Source organism: Salinisphaera sp. RV14 (assembly GCF_052044135.1).
Taxonomy (GTDB): Bacteria; Pseudomonadota; Gammaproteobacteria; order Nevskiales; family Salinisphaeraceae; genus Salinisphaera.
On record NZ_JBQDYF010000002.1, the window covers coordinates 197588 to 217980 of the forward strand.

Annotated in this window: 18 protein-coding genes and 2 tRNA genes; 11 read left to right on the top strand and 9 right to left on the bottom strand. The window is 64.6% G+C overall.

What is annotated here, in order from left to right; genetic code table 11:
* The first annotated feature begins 62 nt into the window (after positions 1-62).
* The 8 genes from tig to ACS8Y6_RS03850 all read left to right on the top strand — a co-directional run bounded on the left by tig (position 63) and on the right by ACS8Y6_RS03850 (position 8820).
* Positions 63-1388 (top strand): trigger factor, encoded by a 1326-nt coding sequence (gene tig, locus ACS8Y6_RS03815; protein ID WP_440854996.1) that lies wholly within the window; start codon positions 63-65, stop codon positions 1386-1388.
* A gap of 40 nt (positions 1389-1428) precedes the next feature.
* A complete protein-coding gene (gene clpP / locus ACS8Y6_RS03820; RefSeq protein ID WP_440849375.1) occupies positions 1429-2067 on the top strand; it encodes an ATP-dependent Clp endopeptidase proteolytic subunit ClpP in 639 nt (212 codons plus the stop codon).
* Positions 2068-2191: 124 nt separating this feature from the next.
* A complete protein-coding gene (gene clpX, locus ACS8Y6_RS03825) occupies positions 2192-3469 on the top strand; it encodes an ATP-dependent Clp protease ATP-binding subunit ClpX (RefSeq protein WP_440849374.1) in 1278 nt (425 codons plus the stop codon).
* A gap of 126 nt (positions 3470-3595) precedes the next feature.
* On the top strand, positions 3596-5983 hold the full coding sequence (gene lon / locus ACS8Y6_RS03830) for an endopeptidase La (protein WP_440849373.1): 2388 nt from the start codon (positions 3596-3598) through the stop codon (positions 5981-5983).
* 215 nt (positions 5984-6198) lie between these two features.
* Complete coding sequence (locus ACS8Y6_RS03835) at positions 6199-6471, top strand: HU family DNA-binding protein (RefSeq protein WP_037335328.1); 273 nt, start codon at positions 6199-6201, stop codon at positions 6469-6471.
* Positions 6472-6514: 43 nt separating this feature from the next.
* Positions 6515-6590 (top strand) — tRNA-Val (locus tag ACS8Y6_RS03840).
* Between the two features lie 14 nt (positions 6591-6604).
* Positions 6605-6681, top strand: a tRNA-Asp gene (locus ACS8Y6_RS03845).
* Positions 6682-6915: 234 nt separating this feature from the next.
* Complete coding sequence (locus tag ACS8Y6_RS03850) at positions 6916-8820, top strand: SurA N-terminal domain-containing protein (protein ID WP_440854997.1); 1905 nt, start codon at positions 6916-6918, stop codon at positions 8818-8820.
* Positions 8821-8959: 139 nt separating this feature from the next.
* Here ACS8Y6_RS03850 and ACS8Y6_RS03855 read toward each other — a convergent pair whose 3' ends face one another.
* From ACS8Y6_RS03855 to gloB, 3 genes are read right to left on the bottom strand one after another with little or no spacing between them, the layout of a single operon-like run.
* The gene (locus ACS8Y6_RS03855; protein WP_440849371.1) at positions 8960-9748 is read right to left on the bottom strand and encodes an enoyl-ACP reductase FabI; all 789 of its coding nucleotides are present in this window, start codon (positions 9746-9748) and stop codon (positions 8960-8962) included.
* Between the two features lie 48 nt (positions 9749-9796).
* Positions 9797-11515, bottom strand: a complete 1719-nt coding sequence (locus tag ACS8Y6_RS03860) for a LysM peptidoglycan-binding domain-containing protein (RefSeq protein WP_440854998.1) — start codon at positions 11513-11515, stop codon at positions 9797-9799.
* A gap of 40 nt (positions 11516-11555) precedes the next feature.
* Entirely contained in the window at positions 11556-12332 is a 777-nt protein-coding gene (gene gloB / locus ACS8Y6_RS03865) for a hydroxyacylglutathione hydrolase (RefSeq protein WP_440849369.1), read from the bottom strand.
* 35 nt (positions 12333-12367) lie between these two features.
* Between gloB and ACS8Y6_RS03870 the strand changes: the two genes are divergently transcribed.
* The 3 genes from ACS8Y6_RS03870 (at position 12368) to dnaQ (ending at position 14453) form a co-directional block, all read left to right on the top strand.
* Positions 12368-13111, top strand: coding sequence for a class I SAM-dependent methyltransferase (locus tag ACS8Y6_RS03870; protein ID WP_440849368.1), 744 nt, complete (start codon positions 12368-12370; stop codon positions 13109-13111).
* A complete protein-coding gene (rnhA, locus tag ACS8Y6_RS03875; protein WP_440849367.1) occupies positions 13108-13554 on the top strand; it encodes a ribonuclease HI in 447 nt (148 codons plus the stop codon). Before ACS8Y6_RS03870 ends, rnhA begins: the two co-directional genes overlap by 4 nt.
* A gap of 179 nt (positions 13555-13733) precedes the next feature.
* The gene (gene dnaQ, locus ACS8Y6_RS03880; RefSeq protein WP_440849366.1) at positions 13734-14453 is read left to right on the top strand and encodes a DNA polymerase III subunit epsilon; all 720 of its coding nucleotides are present in this window, start codon (positions 13734-13736) and stop codon (positions 14451-14453) included.
* Positions 14454-14502: 49 nt separating this feature from the next.
* Here dnaQ and ACS8Y6_RS03885 read toward each other — a convergent pair whose 3' ends face one another.
* The 6 genes from ACS8Y6_RS03885 to ACS8Y6_RS03910 are packed head-to-tail and all read right to left on the bottom strand — an operon-like array spanning position 14503 to position 20391.
* On the bottom strand, positions 14503-16209 hold the full coding sequence (locus tag ACS8Y6_RS03885; protein ID WP_440854999.1) for a Na(+)/H(+) antiporter subunit D: 1707 nt from the start codon (positions 16207-16209) through the stop codon (positions 14503-14505).
* On the bottom strand, positions 16202-16513 hold the full coding sequence (locus ACS8Y6_RS03890) for a hypothetical protein (protein ID WP_440849364.1): 312 nt from the start codon (positions 16511-16513) through the stop codon (positions 16202-16204). The genes ACS8Y6_RS03885 and ACS8Y6_RS03890 overlap by 8 nt, the downstream gene beginning before the upstream one ends.
* Positions 16510-17973 (bottom strand): proton-conducting transporter transmembrane domain-containing protein, encoded by a 1464-nt coding sequence (locus ACS8Y6_RS03895; RefSeq protein WP_440849363.1) that lies wholly within the window; start codon positions 17971-17973, stop codon positions 16510-16512. The genes ACS8Y6_RS03890 and ACS8Y6_RS03895 overlap by 4 nt, the downstream gene beginning before the upstream one ends.
* Positions 17970-19466, bottom strand: coding sequence for a monovalent cation/H+ antiporter subunit D family protein (locus tag ACS8Y6_RS03900; RefSeq protein ID WP_440855000.1), 1497 nt, complete (start codon positions 19464-19466; stop codon positions 17970-17972). Before ACS8Y6_RS03900 ends, ACS8Y6_RS03895 begins: the two co-directional genes overlap by 4 nt.
* Positions 19463-19960, bottom strand: a complete 498-nt coding sequence (locus ACS8Y6_RS03905) for a cation:proton antiporter subunit C (RefSeq protein WP_440849361.1) — start codon at positions 19958-19960, stop codon at positions 19463-19465. Before ACS8Y6_RS03905 ends, ACS8Y6_RS03900 begins: the two co-directional genes overlap by 4 nt.
* Complete coding sequence (locus ACS8Y6_RS03910) at positions 19957-20391, bottom strand: Na(+)/H(+) antiporter subunit B (protein WP_440855001.1); 435 nt, start codon at positions 20389-20391, stop codon at positions 19957-19959. Before ACS8Y6_RS03910 ends, ACS8Y6_RS03905 begins: the two co-directional genes overlap by 4 nt.
* Between the last annotated feature and the right edge of the window lie 2 nt (positions 20392-20393).

The window sequence follows — 20393 nt, forward strand, 5'->3', positions numbered from 1 at the left end:
GCGGTGCGTGTCGGCGCACTGCCCGTTCATACGCTCAAAACAGAATCGATTCGAGGTAGTTGATGGACGTCTCCGTAGAAAACCCCGGTGGCCTGAAACGGCGTCTGAAGGTCCAGATCCCGGCCGACCGCGTGAACACCGCGGTGGATGAGAAGGTCAAGCGGGTGGGCCAGCATGCGCGGATCCCGGGGTTTCGTCCGGGCAAGGCGCCTGTGAAGGTGCTGTATCAGCGCTACGGTGCCCAGGCACGCCAGGAAGCGGTCAGCGAGCTGATCCAGAGCACCTATCCGGAAGCGGTCGAGAAGTCCGAGCTCAACCCGGCGGGCCAGCCGGAGATCGAGCTGGATGCCTTCGAGGAAGATGGCCCGCTGTCGTTTACGGCCAATATCGAGGTCTATCCCGAGATCGAGCTCAAGGGCCTGGATTCGATCACGGTCGAAAAGCCGGTTACTGAAGTGACCGATGCCGAGGTCGACAAGACGCTCGAGCGCATTCGGGACCAGAACAAGAGCTGGGAAGAGGTCGAGCGCGAATCGGCCGATGGCGATCAGGTCGTGGTCGATTACGTCGGCCGCATCGATGGTGAAGCCTTCGAAGGCGGCACCGGCAACGATATCGAGATCACGCTGGGCGAGGAACAGTTCCTGCCCGACATGGAGCGTGCGATGGTCGGCCGCAAGCCGGGCGAGGAATTCCAGGTCGACGTGGCCTTCCCGGAGGACTACGGCGCCGAGGATCTGGCGGGCAAGACCGCGACCTTCGACGTGACCGTCAAGGCCGTCAAGGAAGCCAAACCCGCGGAAGTGGACGAAGCGTTCATCAAGCAGATGGGCATCGAGGAAGGCACCGTGGAGGCGCTGCGCGACAAGATTCGCGAGTCGCTGGAGCAGGAGGTCAAGCACGCCATCGATACCAGCGTGAAGACCCAGACCATGGATGCGCTGCACGAGGCGAACCCGATCGATGTGCCCGAGTCGATGGTGGCCCAGGAAATCGATCGCATGCGCAAGGAAGCGATGCAACGCATGCCCGAGGAGATGCAGGGCAACGAGGAGCAGGCCAAGCAACTGCTGCCCGACGACGCACTGCGTGAACAGGCGACCAAGCGCGTCGCGCTCGGCCTGCTGATTGCCGAAGTGATCTCGGAGAAGGAACTCGAGCTGGACCAGGACAAGGTCGCCGAGAAGATGGACGAGATCGCGGCCGGTTACGGTGACCAGGCCGAGGCGGTGAAGAACTACTATCAGCAGAACCCGCAACTGATGCAGGGTCTGCAGGCGATGGTCATGGAGCAGCAGGTGGTCGATGATCTGCTGGCCCATGCCACCATCACCGAAAAGGACACGGAGCTCGACGAGCTTCTCAATGCCAATCGGCAGCAGGGCTGATTCCCGGCCCTGTCTGCCAACGCAAGGAAAGCGAATCGTTATGGCAGAACATGACAGCATGCAGACCCAGAGCCTGGGTCTGATTCCGATGGTCATCGAACAGACGGCTCGTGGCGAGCGGTCTTTCGATATCTACTCGCGCCTGCTCAAGGAGCGGGTGATCTTCTGTGTCGGCCCAGTCGACGATCACATGGCCAATCTGATCGTCGCGCAGCTGTTGTTCCTTGAGTCGGACAACCCGGACAAGGACATCCAGCTGTACATCAACTCGCCGGGCGGGGCGGTGACCGCGGGTCTGTCGATCTACGACACGATGCAGTTCATCAAGCCCGACGTGGCCACGATGTGCCTCGGCCAGGCCGCGAGCATGGGCGCGGTGCTGATGGCTGCGGGTGCGGCGGGCAAGCGCTACTCGCTGCCGCATTCGCGGGTGATGATGCATCAGCCCTCCGGCGGTTTTCAGGGCCAGCAATCGGATATCGAGATCCATGCCCGCGAGATCATGCATGCCCGCGAGCGGCTGAACCAGATTCTGGCCGATCACACCGGCCAACCACTGGACAAGATCCAGCGCGATACCGAGCGCGATTTCTTCATGAGCGCCAGCGAAGCGGTGGAATACGGCGTCATCGACGACGTGCTCACCTCGCGTGCGGCCTTGGCCGAGAAGTCCGGCTAAGCCATCCCACGTTAGATGCCGAGCGCCGTTCGTCAACAGCGGCGCTCGGTAACGTGACAAATATTTGTCGGGTATGTCATATGTAAGGCAACTCGACAGGCTCACCTCAACGAGGTCACGACCCATGGCAGACAACGGCAACAACGAAAGCGGCGCCAAGGAGAACTCCGGCCGGACGCTGCATTGCTCGTTCTGCGGCAAGAGCGAACACGAGGTTCGCAAGCTGATTGCCGGCCCCTCCGTGTTCATCTGCGATGAATGCGTGGATCTGTGCAACGACATCATGCGCGAGGAACTGGCGAGCAAGCCGGCCAAGAAAGGCCTGCCGAGCCCCCAGGAAATCCGGCGCGTGCTCGATGACTATGTCATCGGCCAGGAATCGGCCAAGAAGATTCTTGCCGTGGCGGTGTACAACCACTACAAGCGGTTGAATGCCGAGGCGGCCGAGGACGAGGTCGAGCTGCAGAAATCGAATATTCTGATGATCGGCCCGACCGGCTGCGGCAAGACACTGCTGGCCGAGACGCTGGCGCGCATGCTGGATGTGCCATTCGCGATTGCCGACGCCACCACGCTGACCGAGGCGGGTTACGTGGGCGAGGATGTCGAGAACATCATCCAGAAGCTGCTGCAGAAGTGCGACTACGACGTGGACAAGGCCCAACGCGGCATTGTCTATATCGACGAGATCGACAAGATTTCGCGCAAGTCGGAGAACCCGTCGATCACGCGCGACGTCTCCGGCGAGGGCGTGCAGCAGGCGCTGCTGAAGCTGATCGAGGGCACCACCGCCTCGATTCCGCCGCAGGGCGGGCGCAAGCATCCGCAGCAGGAATTCCTGCAGGTCGACACCTCGGGCATTCTGTTCATCTGTGGCGGGGCCTTCGCCGGCCTGGACCAGACCATCCAGCAGCGCGAAGGGCGCTCGGGCATCGGCTTCTCGGCCGAGGTCAAGGGGCAGGCCGACAAGCGAAGCCTGGGTGCGATGCTGAAGACGGTCGAGCCCGAAGATCTGGTCAAGTACGGCCTGATTCCGGAGTTCGTCGGTCGTCTGCCGGTGGTCGCCACGCTCGAGGAGCTGGACGAGACGGCGCTCATCTCGATCCTGCGCGAGCCCAAGAATGCGCTCACCAAGCAGTACGCCAAGCTGTTCGAGATGGAGAACTGCGAGCTGGAGCTGCGTGAGGACGCGCTCAAGGCGATCGCGCATCGGGCGATGGAGCGCAAGACCGGCGCGCGCGGCCTGCGTACGATTCTCGAGTCGATACTGCTCGACGTGATGTACGAACTGCCGGCGATGGAAAATGTGTCGAAGGTTGTCGTCGACGACGCCGTGGTCAATGGCGATGCCCAGCCCTACATCGTCTACGAAAACGCCGAGGCCGAGCGTGCCGGTGCCTAGCAGCTAGACATTGAAACGTGCCGCCGGCCCGGGCGATTGAAAACGCGCGGGCCGGCCACACCATCAATGCAAATTCACAGTGGCCGGCCTCCCCTCGCCGGCCGCTTTATATCAGCGAGGGCCCGCATGGCTGACAACGCCTTGGTACCCGTTCTTCCCCTGCGCGACGTGGTCGTGTTCCCGCATATGGCGATTCCGCTGTTCGTGGGCCGGGAGAAGTCCATCACCGCGCTTGAAGCGGCCATGGCCGAGGACAAGAAGATTCTGCTCGTCGCCCAGAAGGCCGCGGATATCGATGATCCGGGCGCGGACGACATCTACGAGGTCGGTACGCTGGCCTCCATCCTGCAATTGCTCAAGCTGCCCGATGGCACGGTCAAGGTGCTGGTCGAAGGCGGCAATCGCGCGCGTCTGTCCGATCTGCACGCGGCCGGTGGCAGCCTGGTCGCGAGCCATACCGCTATCGATGATGAGGAGGAGGAATCGGCCGAGCTGGACGCGCTCATGCGTTCCGCGGTCGCGACCTTCGAGTCCTACACCAAGCTCAACAAGAAAGTGCCGGCCGAGCTGCTGCCGTCGCTGTCGAGCATGGACTCGGCCGGCCGGCTGGCCGATACCATCGCCGCGCATCTCAATCTCAAGCTCGACGAGCGCCAGGACGTGCTGGAGATCGCCGACCCGCGGCAGCGTCTCGAGCATGTGGTGGCCAAGACCGATGCCGAGATCGAGGTACTGCAGATCGAGAAGAAGATCCGCGGCCGCGTGAAGCAGCAGATGGAGAAGTCGCAGCGCGAGTACTATCTCAACGAGCAGATGAAGGCCATCCAGAAAGAGCTGGGCGAGATCGACGAAGCGCCCAACGATCTGGACGAACTGGAAGAGAAGATCGAAAAGGCCGGCTTCCCCAAGGAAGTCAAGAAGAAGGTCAACAACGAGTTCAACAAGCTCAAGAGCATGTCGCCCATGTCGGCTGAGGCGACGGTAGTGCGCAATTACCTCGACTGGATGGTCGACATCCCGTGGAAAAAGCGCAGCCGTACCAAGATCGACCTGACCAAGGCACAGGAGACGCTCGACGCCGACCACTACGGCCTGGAACGCATCAAGGAGCGCATCATCGAGAACCTGGCGGTGCAGAGCCGGGTGAAGAAGATCAAGGGCCCGATTCTGTGTCTGGTCGGCCCGCCCGGCGTCGGCAAGACTTCGCTCGGCCGCTCCATTGCCCGGGCCACGAATCGCGAGTTCGTGCGCATGAGCCTGGGTGGCGTGCGCGACGAGGCCGAGATCCGTGGTCATCGGCGAACCTATATTGGCTCGCTTCCGGGCAAGATTATTCAGAACATGGCCAAGGTCGGGGTGCGTAACCCGTTGTTCCTGCTTGACGAAGTGGACAAGATGGCCAACGACTTCCGCGGTGACCCGGCCTCGGCCCTGCTCGAAGTGCTCGACCCGGAGCAGAACAACACCTTCGGCGACCATTATCTCGAAGTCGACTACGACCTGTCGCAGGTGATGTTCGTGTGCACCGCCAACACCATGAACATCCCGGAGCCGCTGCTGGATCGGATGGAAGTCATCCGGCTTTCGGGCTACACCGAGGATGAGAAGCTCAATATCGGTGAGCGCTATCTGTTGCCCAAGGCGATGAAGGAGAACGGGCTGGAGGCGTCCGAGCTGGCTGTTTCGGATAATGCCATTACCGAGATCATCCGGCGCTACACGCGCGAGGCCGGGGTGCGTAATCTCGAGCGCGATATCTCCAAGATCTGTCGCAAGGTGGTCAAGGAGTTGATCAGCGAGAAATCGCGCGATCACGTACAGGTCTCCAGGCGCAATCTCGACAAGTACCTGGGCGTGCCGAAGTTCCGTTACGGGCGGGCCGAGGAGCACGACAGCGTCGGTCAGGTCACCGGGCTGGCCTGGACCGAGGTCGGCGGCGAACTGCTGACCATCGAGTCGGCGGCGGTGCCCGGCAAGGGCAAGGCCACGCATACCGGATCGCTCGGCGACGTGATGCAGGAGTCGATCCAGGCCGCGCTCACGGTGATCCGCTCGCGCGCGGGAACGCTCGGAATCGAGCGCGATTTCATGCAGAAGGCGGACCTTCACGTGCATGTCCCCGAGGGCGCCACGCCCAAGGATGGCCCCTCGGCGGGGATCGGGATGTGCACCGCGATGATCTCCGCGCTGGCCCGGATTCCGGTGCGTGCGGACGTCGCCATGACCGGCGAAATCACGCTGCGCGGCGACGTACTGCCGATCGGCGGGCTCAAGGAGAAGCTGCTTGCGGCGCATCGCGGTGGCATCAAGATCGTGGTCATTCCGCACGAAAACACGAAGGATCTCGCCGAGATCCCTGCCAACATCAAGAACCGTCTGGACATCCGGCCGGTTCGCACGATCGATGAAGTGCTGGAAATCGCGCTTACGCGTCAGCCGCAGCCACTGGCTGCCGACGAGGCGCCAGCGGAGGGCCAGCGCAAGTCGGATGGGGGCGAAGTGCGCCCGCATTGAACCAGGCCGTATGCTTGCGCCCCGATTCCCGCGCTAACCCTTTATTGACGCTGGAATCGGGGCCTTGGTATAAAGCCCGCTTGCGGTCGGGCAGCGCCGCGACCGTGGCCATGCCCGAAGCACTTGCAGTGAACGCGCGGCTGGGCCAGCGTGAACGGCGGGTTCGATGGATGGACCGGTCGAAACTCTCTCACTCCTTAAGGGGATGCTTAGTTATGAATAAAACTGAACTCGTCGATGCCGTCGCCGCGGACGCGGATCTTTCCAAGGCCGATGCTTCGCGCGCCGTCGACGCCATGATCGACTCGGTCACCGACGCTCTGAAAAAAGGCGACAAGGTCTCGCTGGTAGGCTTTGGTGTCTTCTCCGTGCGCGAGCGTGCCGCTCGCCAGGGCCGTAATCCCAAGACCGGTCAGTCGATCCAGATCCCGGCGGGTAAAACGCCTGGATTTAAGGCTGGTAAAGCTCTTAAGGATGCTGTAAACTAGCGCGTCTTCGCAGGGTGATGAGGATGTCCTCGACACCTTGGAAGGGTGCTTAGCTCAGTTGGTAGAGCGTCGCCCTTACAAGGCGAATGTCGGCGGTTCGAATCCGTCAGCACCCACCAGACAATAAGTCAATGGAGCGGTAGTTCAGCTGGTTAGAATGCCGGCCTGTCACGCCGGAGGTCGCGGGTTCGAGTCCCGTCCGCTCCGCCATAAGTCTGCCACTCGGCCATGCCGATCAGACCTCGAAAGGCGCTCTTACGGAGCGCCTTTTTTTTGCGCCCGGCACGGGCCGCTACTGGAAGGGTATGGCCTCGCGTGTGCTGGCCATGGCGAACGAAGTCGAGCGCAACGGCGCGCGGATGCGCAAATCCCTCGCAGTAGGCACAATGCCGGGATTGCCGGCGCGAGCCGGTCATCGTATCCGTCCGACGAGCCGAATTACCTATGCTGCAGAAGATTCGAGATGGGGCCAGTGGGCCCTTGGCATATATTGTCGTAGCCGTGATCGCGGTTGTGTTCGGGGTCTGGGGCATCGGCTCCTACTTCACACCGTCGGCTGATCCGGTAGTGGCCAGCGCCGACGGCGCCAAAATCACGCATTCGCAGTTGCGGCAGGCCGTCAACCAGCGCTATCAGCGATTGCGCCAGATGATGGGCAACCATTTCGATTCCAGCATGTTTCCGCGCGACCAGGTGCGCCAGAACGTGCTCGACAACATGATCGACCAGGCGGTCATGACGCATTACGCGAAAGCCAGGGGTTATCGCGTGACCGATGCCAATCTGCTGGCGGAGATCCGGAGCAATCCGCAGTTCCAGGAGAACGGGAAGTTCTCGGCCCAGCGCTACAAGGCGTTGCTCTCACAGGCCGGCGTACCGCCGGCCCAGTACGAAGCGAGGCTGCGTCAGAGCATGGTGGGCGATCAGGTGCGCGAGATCGTGGCTGCCAGCGCGTTTGCCGCGCCAGCGGAAGTCGATGTCGCTTACCGACGGGCGAACGAGCAGCGTAAAGTGCAAGTGCTCACGGTCGATTCTTCGGCCTATAGCGATCAGGTGACCGTCGACGACAAGGCGATCCAGTCGTATTACGACAAGCACCCGAAACAGTTCATGCGCCCGCCACGGGTCAAGTTGGCCTATGTTTCGCTGGATGCGGACAAGCTGTCGCCGCCGAAACCGGATCAGGCGACGCTGAAGCAGCTTTATCAGGCACACAAGAACGAGCTCGGCACGCCGGCCAAGCGCAGTGCGGACGAGATCCGTATCCCGATCGGCAAGGATGACGCCAAGGCCCGTCAGACGGTGCAGGCGGTGATCGCGGCGGCGAAAAAGGGACAGTCGCTGAAACAGATCGCCGCAGCGACCGATGGCGCCCGTTTCCAGCAGATCGATACGCAGACGAAGTCGGCCTTGCCCGACGCCGTGGGCGCGGCGTTGTTCGGCCTAAAGCAGGGCGCGTTGTCGGGCCCGGTCCGTGGTGACCAGGCGTGGTACGTGCTGCGGGCCACGTCGATCACGCCGGCCAAGACGCCGGACTTCAATAATCCGGCGGTGCAGGCGCGTCTGAAGGCGATGGCGACCCGCAAGGCGCGGGCCAAGGCGTTCCGCAAGAAGTCGGATACGCTGGACGACCTCGCCTATCAGGCCCCCAACGGGCTGAAGACGATATCCGACAAGCTCGGTCTCACGGTTCGGCACACGGGCTGGATCACTCGCCACAATGGTGGGTCCGGGCTGGGTCAGTATGCCGCTGTGCGCAAGGCGGCGTTTTCGGATGCCGTGCTCAAGGATCACCTCAACAGCAAGGTGATCGACCTGGGCCAGCAGCGGCATGTCGTGCTGCGGGTGGCCGACCATCAGGGCGCGCAACGCAAGCCGTTGGCCGAGGTTCGCGACAAGATCCGCCAGCGTCTCGTGGCGCAGGAGAGCCAGCGGCGGGCGGAGAAGGCGGCTCAGCAGGCGATGGCGCAGGCACGGCAGGGCAAGTCGTTGGCGCAGATTGCGAAGGACACCCAGGGGGCCAAGCTGACGCAGCCTGGTTTCGTCGGGCGGCATGACAATAAGCTCGATCCGTCGGTACTCAGTGCCGCTTTCGATATTTCGTTCGACAACAAATCCGGCAGCGCGCAGTACCGGGTCGTGTCCACCGAAAGCGGCCAGGCGGCGCTGGTCGCCGTCCTGGCGAGCCGCGTGGAAAGCGGCGGTTCCAAGCCGGGCGGCGGTGGTCCCCAGCGCAAGCAGATTGCGCAGCAGCAGAGCGGCTATAACGCCAGTCTCGAATACAGCGCGCTCGATCATTATCTGCGCAAGCGTGCGGACGTCGAGATTCACAAGAGCGCGATGAACTGACGCGCGCCAGCGCGGCCGCGCTGGTGTCGCGGTCGGCGCGTCGCGGGATCAGCAGCAAACGCCTTCCGGTCCCGTAACGAAAAAAGGCCGCATCCTCGTGATGCGGCCTTTTCGAGTCGGGCGATGTCGTCGCGCCAGGCTATTGCTCGTCGAGCCGGCTCATGCCCATGACGCGGTAGCCGGCGTCCACGTAAATGACCTCGCCGGTAATGCCCGAGGCGAGATCGGAGCCGAGGAAGGCCGCGGCGTTACCGATTTCTTCCTGGGTGACGTTGCGCTTGAGTGCGGCGCTGTCGCGCGCGTAATTCAGCATCGTGCGGAAGCCACTGATGCCCGAGGCCGCCAGGGTCTTGATCGGCCCGGCGGAAATGGCGTTGACCCGTATGCCCCGCGGGCCCAGATCGGCGGCGATGAAGCGCATGTTGGACTCCAGGCTGGCCTTGGCCGGGCCCATCACGTTGTAGCCCGGCATGACGCGGTCGCTGCCGAGATACGTCAGGGTGATCAGCGAGGCCTTGTCCGACAGCATCGGGCGGGCCGCCTTGGCCAGTGCCGCGAAGCTGTAGGCGCTGATGTCGTGCGCGATACGCGAGGCATCCCGCGAAATGCTGTCCAGATAGCCGCCGGACAGCGCTTCGCGCGGCGCGAAGCCGATGGCATGGACGAGGATGTCCAGGCGGTCCCAATGGTTGCCGAGCGCGGTGAACAGCGCCTCGATCTGCGCATCCTCGGCGACATCGAGGGGCAGCACGGCCACGGCGCCCAGCGCCTCGCCCATCTTTTCCACACGCGGCTTGAGTTTGTCGCCCTGATAGGTCAGCACCAGCTCCGCGCCCTGTTCGCGCATCGCGCTGGCGATGCCGTAGGCGATCGATCGTTCGCTGGCCAAGCCCGTGATCAAGGCTTTTTTGCCGTCAAGAAACCCCATGCCTTCTCCTGGATTCGTGTTGTATGGCTATCGTACCGGGCCGGGATATCAGCCGGATACCTCGGGCTGCAGACGCAGCCGTTCGCCGGGCTGAATGGTCGCGCCCGAATTCATGTCGTTGAGGCTGCGCAGCGTGTTGACCTGCATCGAGAAGCGATTCGCGATCGACCACAGCGAGTCGCCCGGTTCCACCTCGTAGTAACTCGGCAGCGGGGCGGGGCCATCCACCGCGATGGTGGAGCCCGGTTGGAGCGGCGTGCCCTTGTCCATGCGGTTCCAGCGGCGCAGCTGCTTGACCGTTACATTGTTGGCCTGGGCGATCGACCACAGCGAGTCACCCGAGTGGACCACGACCGTGCTCGGTGCCGGCGGCTTGGCCGAGCCGGGGATGCGGATCTTCTGCCCCGGTCGCAGGGTCGCCACGGAGGCGCCGTTGGCGCGCTTGAGGCTCGCCACGCTGACGCTGTAGCGGCGGGCGATGTGCCAGAGCGTATCACCGGACTGCACCACGTAGGTCTGGGTCGGTTCGGCCGGCGGCGCCGACTCATGCGAGCCGGGGTGCGGCACGGTCAGCGACTGGCCGATACGGATGCGATTGCTGTGCAGATTGTTGGCCTGGCGCAGTGCGGCCACGCTGACGCCGTAGGTCTGCGCCAGCCGGCTCAGCGAGTCCCCGCGCCGGACCACGTGGGTACGATGATCGATCAGGTGGCTCGGGTTGATGCGGGCGAGCTTGCTACGAAACGCCGAGGCCTTGGCCGCCGGCACGAGCAGTTTATCGTGGCCGCCCGGTTCGCTGGCCCAGCGCCGCATGCCGGGATTGAGCCGGCGCAGTTTTTTCTCGGAAATACCGAGCATGTGCGCGGCGACTTTCATCGAGGTCTGGCCGGGCAGCTTCACCACGCGGGTGCGCGGCGCGTTGGCCAGGGTGGGCCAGTTCACGCCAAAGCGCGCTGGCGTCATCATGATCCGGCGCAGGGCGAGCAGTTGCGGCACGTACTGGGTGGTTTCATCCGGCAGATCCAGATCCCAGTAGTCGGTGGGCTTGTTGTGCGCCCGCGCCTCGGCAATGGCGTCGTCCACGCGGCCCGGCCCGGCATTGTATGCCGCCAGCGCCAGCAGCCAGTCGCCGTCGTAACGCTGATGCAGCGATTGCAGGTAATTCAACGCGGCCTCGGTCGAGGCAATCGGGTCGTCGCGGCCGTCGTACCACCAGTCGCGCGGCAGGCTCATGTGATCAGCGGTTCCCGGCATGAACTGCCACAGGCCGCTGGCGCCGACATAGGACTTGGCCGACGGGTTGTAGCCGCTCTCCACGATCGGCAGCAGGGCGATCTCGGTCGGCATGCCGCGTTTTTCGACCTGGTGCACCACATGCCACAGAAACGGCTTCGCGCGCCGCAGCGCGTGGCTCAGGTGGCTGGTGTGGGTCGCATAATACTGTGTCCACACGCGCACCGACCGACGCTGGTCGTTGGGGTCGAGCTTGAAGCCGGTGCGGATATTCGACCACAGGTCCTGGCTGGGCGCCGGCCATTTGTGTGGCACGTAATTCTTGCGTGCGACCGGGGCTTCATAGGTCGTGGTCTTGTCGTTGTCATGACCTTGATCGGCGGTTTTTTTCAACGTCCCGGCGGCCGCGGCAGGCACCGTGGAAGGCTGGTCGCCCGCCTGGGCCGGGTTCGTGCCGGCATCGCCATGCGGCGTCGTCGCGCAGCCACTGACGATGCCGGCCATGAACAGGCAGCCCAGTATCGGTCGAACCATGTTGGGTCGCAAGCGCGGCCCGAGCCGCGCACAAGAGTTATCAGATCGCATCTTTCCAGTCGCGCAAAGCCCCAAAAATGTCCCCCGCTGCCTCAAGCCGCCGCCCGGCATGCTGGCTTGCCGCCGCCCGGACACCTTCGTCATCCCAGCGCAGGAAGGGGTTGATTCGCTTTTCCTCGGCCAGCGACCCCGGCAGGCTGGGCCGGCCCTCGGCCCTGAGCGCGTCGACCGCCGCGATCGCGGCCGCGATCGCCGGGTTGTCCGGCTCGACCGTCTGCGCAAAGGCCAGGTTCTTCTGCGTGTATTCGTGGCCCCCGTAGACGCGCGTATTGTCCGGCAGCGCCTTCAGGCGCGCCAGCGAGCGCTGCATCTGCTCGTGTGTGCCCTCGAACACACGACCGCAGCCGGCGCGAAACAGGGCGTCGCCCGCCAGTAATATATCCTGGCTCACGTACGCGATGTGACCGAGCGTATGGCCAGGCACGTCAATGACCTCGAATGTCGCGCCGAGAAAATCCAGCGTGAAACGATCGCCGCCGCTGACCCGGTGGTCGATGTGCCCGATCTTGTCGGCTTCCCCGGCCGGCCCGTAGACCGGCGCCGGATGCGCGGCCAGCAGCCGCGCCAGGCCGCCGACGTGATCGCCGTGGTGATGCGTGATCAGATACGCGCCCACTTCGAGCCCATATGTCGCGAGATGATCGGCCACCGGTTGGGCCGCGCCGGGATCGACCACGGCCACGGTCCGGCTATCGCCGGCCGCGATGATCCAGATATAATTGTCCGACAGCGCGGGTACAGCGTTGACTTCAAGCATCGCCGAATGTTGCCAACGGCCTGAGGCAAAATCAATTGTTTCGATTCGTCGCCGATGATGCGCGGGCCGCGCGGGCCTGGTTCGAATCGCCCGTCGCCGAGCCGTGGCGCGAGCAGGAGACGGCGTTACTGGCCGACGTGCTGCCCGGCCTCACGGGTTATCGTTGCATCCAGATCGGCGCCCCCACCATCGCGCCGGAAGCCTGCGAGCGCGTGGGAACGCTGCGCCTGTGGCGGGCGGATGTCGCCCCCGGTCCGGATGTCGATATACGCATCGATGGCCAGAATCTACCCTGGGCCAGCGGCAGTGTCGATGCCCTGATTCTGGTTCACGGGCTCGAATTGTGCGCGGAGCCGCCGGCGCTGATTCGGGAGTGCGTGCGCGTTCTGAGTCCGCGCGGCCAGCTGGTCTGCCTGGTGTTCAACCCGCTTTCGCCCTGGGCCCAGACCCAGGGGCTTCGCCGCGCTCACACCCGTTTCCTGCCGCGCTCGATTCCGCCGCGTGCCGCGCGCCTGGCGGATTGGCTGCGTCTGCTGGACTTCGAGCCCACGGACTGCTGGCGCTACGGGCCGGCGTTTCCCTGGCTCGGCCGCCGGTGGCAGGCGGGCGCGGATTCGCGCTGGCTGGCGCCGCTGGCCTGGGCGGCGCCGGCTTATGCGATCGTGGCGCGTCGGCGTGCCATGCGACGCATCCCGCCGTCCGGCCGGCGCCTGTTGGCGCGCCAGCGTGAACGCGACTTGGCGCCCGGCCCGGCTGCTGGGCTACCATCGCGTTCATGACCAAGACTGTGACCATCTATACGGACGGAGCCTGTCGCGGCAATCCGGGGCCCGGTGGCTGGGGCGCGTTGTTGTCCTACGGCGAGCGCAACCGCGAGCTGTGCGGCGGCGAACCGAGAACGACCAACAATCGCATGGAGCTCATGGCCGCGATCGAGGCCCTCAACGCCTTGTCGCGCCCGTGTCGCGTCGAGCTGTATACCGATTCCAACTATGTGCGCCAGGGCATTACCCAATGGATGCGCAACTGGAAAAACAACGGCTGGAAGACAGCGGCCCGGAAGCCGGTCAAGAACGCCGAACTCTGGCGTGCGCTCGACGAAGCCTGCCAGCGTCACGAGATCGAATGGCACTGGGTCAAGGGCCACGCGGGCGATCCCGGCAACGAGGCAGCGGATGCGCTGGCCAATCGCGGTATCGATGAAATGGCCGTATCCGGCTGATCCGGCATCGGGTCGTGTTCATCCCGTTCGCGAGCGATCGCGGATGAGCGCCGGCTGGCGCCGGTCTCGCCGAAGCCGATCATGCCCGAGGGCTATGTTGATCCGCGCTCTCGGGTGGATCGGCGGTCCGGTCCATGGCTTCGCGCCCCTAGTGCCAACAACAGCAGCGGGAGAAAACGATGCGACAGATTGTGCTCGATACGGAAACGACCGGGATGGATCCGCAGGCCGGGCATCGCATCATCGAGATCGGTTGCGTGGAAATGGTCAGCCGGCGGCTGACCGGTAACGACCTGCACATCTATCTACACCCGGATCGCGAGATCGACCAGGGCGCGATCGACGTGCACGGTATCACGCTGGAATTTCTGGCCGACAAGCCCCGTTTCGCCGAGATCGGCGACCGCCTGGCCGCGTATCTGGCCGATGCGGAACTGATCATCCACAATGCGCCGTTCGATCTCGCCTTCCTGAACAAGGAACTGTCGGATTTCGATCCGCAGCACCGGAAGCTGGAAGAGGTCAGCCCGATCATCGACACGCTGGTCGAGGCACGCCAGATGTTCCCCGGCCAGCGCAACAGTCTGGATGCGCTGTGCAAGCGATTCGAGATCGATAACTCGAACCGCGAGCTGCACGGCGCGCTGCTGGACGCCCAATTGCTGGCGGATGTGTATCTGCGCATGACCGGCGGCCAGATCGATATCGCGCTTGCCGCCGAGGACGACAGCGAAGGCCAGCAGATCGCCAGCGCCGGCCTGGCGACGTATCTCGATGCGGGCCGCCGCCCGCGCGTGCAGCGTGCCAGCGACGACGAGCACGCCGCCCACGAGAAATATCTCGACATGCTGGCCAGGGCCAGCGGAGATCAGTGCCTGTGGCGCACGTTCGACAGCTGACCCGGCACGCCGTCGGCCCGTCGCACGGCTGCACGCGCGGGCGCAGGCCCTACGCGTAGTACAGCAGCAGATAGAGCGCCAGCAGGGCGGTCACCCAGAGCAGCATGACGCCGGTTGTCCAGGTGCGGGCCATCACGCCGCGGGCGCCGAACGCCTGTTGCAGGCGTTGGCGCGCGCCGCCGATCCCGGCGGTGCCGATTCGGCCGGCCTGATCGCGCAGCCGCATCAGCGCGAACCGGGTCGCCGATACGGTGACCGGCAGCGCGCGCCGGTAGAGCCAGTCGGTATCGATGTTCAGCCCGCGGACCTCGGGCGGGTACAGGCCACCCCGGAACAGCACGACGAAGGCCAGGGCCGCAAACAGCAGCAACTGTAACTGGTTGACGACATGCGCCGTCGTGTACGGCGAATAATCCACGTCGAACGGCAGGATCGCGTACAACGGGGCCGGATAGACGCCGATGCCGATGCACAGGGCCGCCGTGATCGCCATCGCCGCCAGCATGTTGAACGGCGCTTCCTTGACGCGATAACCGGCGTCGTGGGCAAAGAACGAGAAGAACGGCACCTTGATGCCCGAATGGTCGAGCACGCCGGCCGAGGCGACCAGCAGGGCGCTCCAGGCGATCCAGTGGTGCTGCGCGGCGGCCGCGCTGAGGATCATGGATTTGGTGACGAAGCCGGAGAACAACGGAAACGCCGAGATCGACATCGAGCCGACGATGCAGAACGCGGCGGTCCAGGGCATGGATTTGTACAGGCCGCCGAGTTCGCTGGCCTTGACCGTGCCCACACGGTAGAGCACCGCGCCCATGCTCATGAACAGCAGGCCCTTGTAGAGGATATGCGCGAAGGCATGCGCGGCTGTCCCGTCGAGCGCCAGGGGCGTACCGATGCCGATGCCCACCACCATGAAACCGAGCTGGTTGTTGAGACTGTAGGCCAGCACCCGGCGCAGATCGTTTTCGATCACGGCGAAGAAGATCGGGAAGATCGTCATCACGGCGCCGATCGTGATCAGCATCTCGGTGCCGGCATAGCCGCGCGCGAGCGCGTAGATCGCTAGCTTGGTGGTATAGATCGACAACACGACCGTGCCGGTCGGCGTCGACTCGGGATAGGCGTCTTGCACCCAGTTGTGCAGCAGCGGAAAGGCCGCCTTGATACCGAAGGCGAGAAAGATCAGCCAGCCGCCGGCCACGTCGAGCCCGAGATGATCGAAGGCGGTCGATCCGGTCTGGCGATAGTGGATGATCGTGCCGACCATCAACAGCAGGCCGGACACCACCTGGATGACCAGGTAGCGCAGGCCGACGATATGGGCGCGCACGCTGCGTCGTGCCCAGATCAGAAAGACAGACGAGATCGCCGTGGCTTCCCAGAAAATGAACAGCGTGACCAGGTCGCCCGCCAGTACCGCGCCCACGGCGGCGCCGGCATACACCAGCGAGGCGACATGCTGCACCCGATCGTCGACGTGCAGGGCATAGAGCCCGGTCAGAAACGAGCCGATGATGAAGATCGTCGCCCAGAGGCGCGACAGGCCGTCGACACGCAGCAGGGTCAGATCGAAGCCGAACAGCGAAATCTGACCGTGTGCCCCCGCCGGCAACGCCCACAGCAGCACCAGGGCGAGCGCCGGCACCGCGAGCAGCCATATGCTCTGGAACAGGCGCGGTGTGGCCGCCAGCACCAGCCCGGCGGCCATCAGCAGAAGGGCCGGGCTGGCGATGGCGTGGCCCAGCCATTCAGTCATGGTCGTGCTCCCGGCCGATGCTGTCCTCGAGATCGGCTTCGTCCGGATCGGCTTCGCCGTAGTAGTTCTCGCCCCGGCGCAGCAGCGGGCGCAGGGCCCGGGCCGAGAGCACAATGAAGCAATAGGCGGCGAAGCCGACCAGCGGATAGAAGCCGAACCAGCCGTCGAAGCCGAAATGCGGATGCTTGGCGTAGAACCATTCCGCGATCAGCAACGTCAGGCAGGACAGGGCCAGCACGCCGATGATCGCGTTGATTACCGCCGCTCGCTCGAACAGACCGGGCCGGGGATTTCGTTTGTTCATGCGCCGGCTCCGAGTGCCGTGTCGACGAAATCGATGATCGGGTGGGCGGCAAAGAACAACACGATGCAGCCGGCCGCCGTCAGGCAAAGCGGAATGACGCAGGCGGCCGGCGCTTCGGTGATGGTCTCGGGGATGTTGTCGCCGCGCAGGAAGAAGGCGCGCGCCGGGATATCGAGCAGGTAGATGATGTTGAGCAGTGAGGACAGGGCCAGCACGCCCAGAAACGCATATTCCTCGATGCCGGCGGAACCGCTCATCAGAAACCACTTGCTCCAGGCGCCCCCCATCGGCGGCAGGCCGATCAACGACAGCGCCGCGATGGTGAACGCGGTGAAGGTCAGCGGCATGGCGCGCCCCAGCCCGTTCAACTGGCTGACGTATTTGCGATGCGCGGCGGTGTAGATCGCGCCGGCGCAGAAGAACAGAGTGATCTTGCCGAAGGCATGGGTGATGATATGCAACGAGCCGCTGACCGCGCCGAGCTTGGTCGCCAGCGCGCTGCCCAGCACGATGTACGACAGCTGGCCGATGGTGGAGTAGGCCAGCCGCTTCTTGAGATTGTCGCAGTAGATCGCGATCACCGAGGCCAGGATGATGGTGATCGACGCCAGCCACAGGAACGGCTCGGTCGCGCTGGTCTTGAGCGCATAGTCCAGGCCAAAGATATAGACCGTGATCTTGAGCACGGTGAACACGCCCGCCTTGACCACGGCCACCGCGTGCAACAGGGCCGAAACCGGTGTCGGCGCCACCATCGCCGAGGGCAGCCAGCGATGCACCGGCATGACCGCGGCCTTGCCGATACCGAATACGAACAGCGCATACAGTGCCATCGCGCCCTTCGGACCGAGGCCGGTGTCGGCGAGAATGCCGCCGTGCGTGAAATCCAGCGTGCCGGCGAGCAGGTAGGTGATCACGATCGCCGGCAGGAACAGGCCGATCGACGTGGTCAGCAGAATGCCGAGATAGATCCGCCCGCCGACACGCGACTCGGCATCCCCGTGGTGGGTGACCAGCGGATAGGTGACCAGCGTCATCATCTCGTAGAACACGAATAACGTGAGCAGGTTGCCCGCGAAGGCGATGCCGATCGCCGCCGAGATCGCCAGCGCGAAACAGACGAAGAAACGCGTCTGGTGCGCCTCGCGATTGCCGCGCATGTAGCCGGCCGCGTAGAACGTGGTCAACGGCCAGAGCGTGGCCGCGACCAGCGCGAAGACCAGGCCGAGCGGCTCCAGCGTGAAGGTGAAATCCAGCCCCGGCAGAATCGAGAACAGGGTGACGCTCGGCCGCTGGCCGGCGCCGATCGGCCCGATCAGGCAGATGGCGCCGATCAGCAGCGCCACCCCGGTGGCGATACTCACCCCTTCGCGCAGATTCGGCCAGCGCCCGGCGGCGGCCACCGCCAGCGCCATGAACGCCGGCCAGGCGACGAGTGCAGCCAGCCAGAGCCCGCTCATGCGCCACCGCCCAGCAGTGCGGCGGCGGCGCGCCGTGTGGCGTCGAGTTCCGGCGTCGCGTGCAGCCCGATCGCGATATTGAGCGCGATCAGGCTCCAGGTCGCGATCTGCATGGCGATCGGCGCCTCGCCGCGCTCGAGTGGCGGTGCGTGCGCATCGCGGGGCCGGAAATACAGCGCCTCGACCACCTTGCCGATATAGATCACGGCCAGCAGCGACGCCGCCAGTACCAGAGCGGCGAGCCCGTAGTGGCCCGCGGCGATCAGCGCGGAGAGCAGGGCCCACTTGCTGATGAAACCGGCGGTGGCCGGCACCCCGATCAGGCTCAGCCCGCCGACCACGAAAGCGGCCGAGGTCAGCGGCATCGCCGGGCCCAGGCCGGCCAGATCATTGATCGACGTCGTGCGTGTACGCCAGGCCATCGCCCCCACCGCCATGAACAGCGCACCCTTGATCAGCCCGTGGTTGACGATATGCACCAGCGATGCCGACAACCCGGCGGCACTGGCCAGCGCGAACCCGGTCACGATGTAGCCCATCTGCGCGATGCTCGACCAGGCCAGCAACCGCTTGACGTCGGTCTGGAATATGGCGGCCACCGACGCCGCGATCATCGCGATCGCGGACAGCCCGAGCAGCACCTGGTTCAACGGCAGCTGGCCGAAGGCGTAGCCCGCGCCGAACACGGTGAACACGAACCGCATCAGGGCATATACCGCCACCTTGGTACTGGTGGCGGCAATGAACGCCGTCACCGGAGACGGGGCATAGGTATAGGCGTTGGGCAGCCAGATATGGGCCGGAAACAGCGCGGCCTTCAGGCTCAGACCGACCACGATGAATGCCAGCGACGCCTGGGCGGTGCGCGTGTCGTAAACGGCCGGCAGGCGCTGGGCGAGATCGGCCATGTTCAGGGTGCCGGTCATCATGTAGGCGAGTCCAATGCCGATCAGCAGGAACGTGCCGCCCACCGTGCCCATGATCAGATACTGGAACGCCGACAGCAACGCGCGCCGCCGGGCGCCCATGGCGATCAGCGCATAGGACGACAACGAGGAAATCTCGAGAAACACGAACAGGTTGAAGGCATCGCCCGTGACCGTGATGCCGATCAGCCCGGCCAGACAGGCGAGCAGCAACGCATAGACGAGATACAGGCGCTCGCGCTCGATCTCGCGGGCGAGGCTGGAACGGGCATAGACCGCGCTGGCCGCGGCCATGCCCGCCACCAGCAGCAGTACCACCGCATTGAAGGCATCGACCACCAGTTCGATCCCGAAGGGCGGCGCCCAGCCGCCGATGGCGTAATCGATCGGCCCGTCGGCGCGCACCCGTACGAACAGGGCGCAGGCCATGGCGAAGACCAGCCAGGTCGCCACCAGATAGAGCATCCAGGCGGCGCCGGCGCGGTGCGCGAGCACGACCACGGGCACCGCGAGCAGCGGCACGACCACGACCAGGATCGGCAGCTGGGATAGAAGAGGGTCGATCATTGCGGCCGGCGTTCCTCGGGTTCGGCGCCGTCGTCGCGACCGGTCGGGGCATGGGGTTCGGCGGCCCGGGCGGCGCGGGATCGCGCCGCTTCCTCGGCCTGCTCGATGTCCTGGGTGGCAAAATCGGCGGCCAGGACATCGTCTTCCTCGATCGATCCGTAGGCCTCGTGGATGCGTACGATCAGCGCCAGCCCGAGCGCGGTGGTGGATACGCCCACCACGATCGCAGTGAGGATCAGCACCTGCGGCAGCGGGTGGGCATAGACCGCATGGTCGCCCCGGGGAGCGTCGAGGAGAATGGGGGCGGTGGCGCCGTGAATCTTGCCCATGCTGATGTACAGGATGAACACCGAGGTCTGAAACACATTGAGCCCGATCAGCTTTTTGACCAGGTTGTCGTGTGCGATGACGGTATAGAAGCCGATCATCATCAAGGCGATGACGACCCAGTAGTTGAACAACCCGGGCACGGTGTCGGTGAAAAACGCGGTCATTCGTCGGACTCCCGTACCCGGCCACGCCCGGCGAATACGTAGAAGATCGCGATCATGATGCTGGCGACGGTCAGCCCGACGCCGAATTCCACGATCAGCAACCCGTAGTGCTGGCCGTGCACGGGATCGTGGGCGAGTTGATCGTAGTCCAGGAAGTTGCCGCCGGCCAGCATGGTGGCCACCCCCGTGCCGCCGTAGATCAATACGCCCAGAGACGCGCCGATGCGCAGTGCGGCCGGCGGGATGGCAGCGCGCGCGGCCTCCACGCCGAAGATCAGGCCGTAGAGGATGATGGCGCTGGCGAAGATCACCCCCGCCTGGAACCCGCCGCCCGGGCTGTAGTCGCCGTGGAACTGCACGTAGAGCGCAAAGATCATGATCGGCGGGATGATGAGCCGCGCGACCACGCGCAGCACGGTGTGCTCGCGCATGA

Coding starts and splice junctions, on each gene's coding strand:
- tig (WP_440854996.1), top strand. CDS start 63: ATGGACGTCTCCGTAGAAAACCCCGGTGGCCTGAAACGGCGTCTGAAG.
- clpP (WP_440849375.1), top strand. CDS start 1,429: ATGGCAGAACATGACAGCATGCAGACCCAGAGCCTGGGTCTGATTCCG.
- clpX (WP_440849374.1), top strand. CDS start 2,192: ATGGCAGACAACGGCAACAACGAAAGCGGCGCCAAGGAGAACTCCGGC.
- lon (WP_440849373.1), top strand. CDS start 3,596: ATGGCTGACAACGCCTTGGTACCCGTTCTTCCCCTGCGCGACGTGGTC.
- ACS8Y6_RS03835 (WP_037335328.1), top strand. CDS start 6,199: ATGAATAAAACTGAACTCGTCGATGCCGTCGCCGCGGACGCGGATCTT.
- ACS8Y6_RS03850 (WP_440854997.1), top strand. CDS start 6,916: ATGCTGCAGAAGATTCGAGATGGGGCCAGTGGGCCCTTGGCATATATT.
- ACS8Y6_RS03855 (WP_440849371.1), bottom strand. CDS start 9,748: ATGGGGTTTCTTGACGGCAAAAAAGCCTTGATCACGGGCTTGGCCAGC.
- ACS8Y6_RS03860 (WP_440854998.1), bottom strand. CDS start 11,515: ATGGTTCGACCGATACTGGGCTGCCTGTTCATGGCCGGCATCGTCAGT.
- gloB (WP_440849369.1), bottom strand. CDS start 12,332: ATGCTTGAAGTCAACGCTGTACCCGCGCTGTCGGACAATTATATCTGG.
- rnhA (WP_440849367.1), top strand. CDS start 13,108: ATGACCAAGACTGTGACCATCTATACGGACGGAGCCTGTCGCGGCAAT.
- dnaQ (WP_440849366.1), top strand. CDS start 13,734: ATGCGACAGATTGTGCTCGATACGGAAACGACCGGGATGGATCCGCAG.
- ACS8Y6_RS03885 (WP_440854999.1), bottom strand. CDS start 16,209: ATGACTGAATGGCTGGGCCACGCCATCGCCAGCCCGGCCCTTCTGCTG.
- ACS8Y6_RS03890 (WP_440849364.1), bottom strand. CDS start 16,513: ATGAACAAACGAAATCCCCGGCCCGGTCTGTTCGAGCGAGCGGCGGTA.
- ACS8Y6_RS03895 (WP_440849363.1), bottom strand. CDS start 17,973: ATGAGCGGGCTCTGGCTGGCTGCACTCGTCGCCTGGCCGGCGTTCATG.
- ACS8Y6_RS03900 (WP_440855000.1), bottom strand. CDS start 19,466: ATGATCGACCCTCTTCTATCCCAGCTGCCGATCCTGGTCGTGGTCGTG.
- ACS8Y6_RS03905 (WP_440849361.1), bottom strand. CDS start 19,960: ATGACCGCGTTTTTCACCGACACCGTGCCCGGGTTGTTCAACTACTGG.
- ACS8Y6_RS03910 (WP_440855001.1), bottom strand. CDS start 20,391: ATGCGCGAGCACACCGTGCTGCGCGTGGTCGCGCGGCTCATCATCCCG.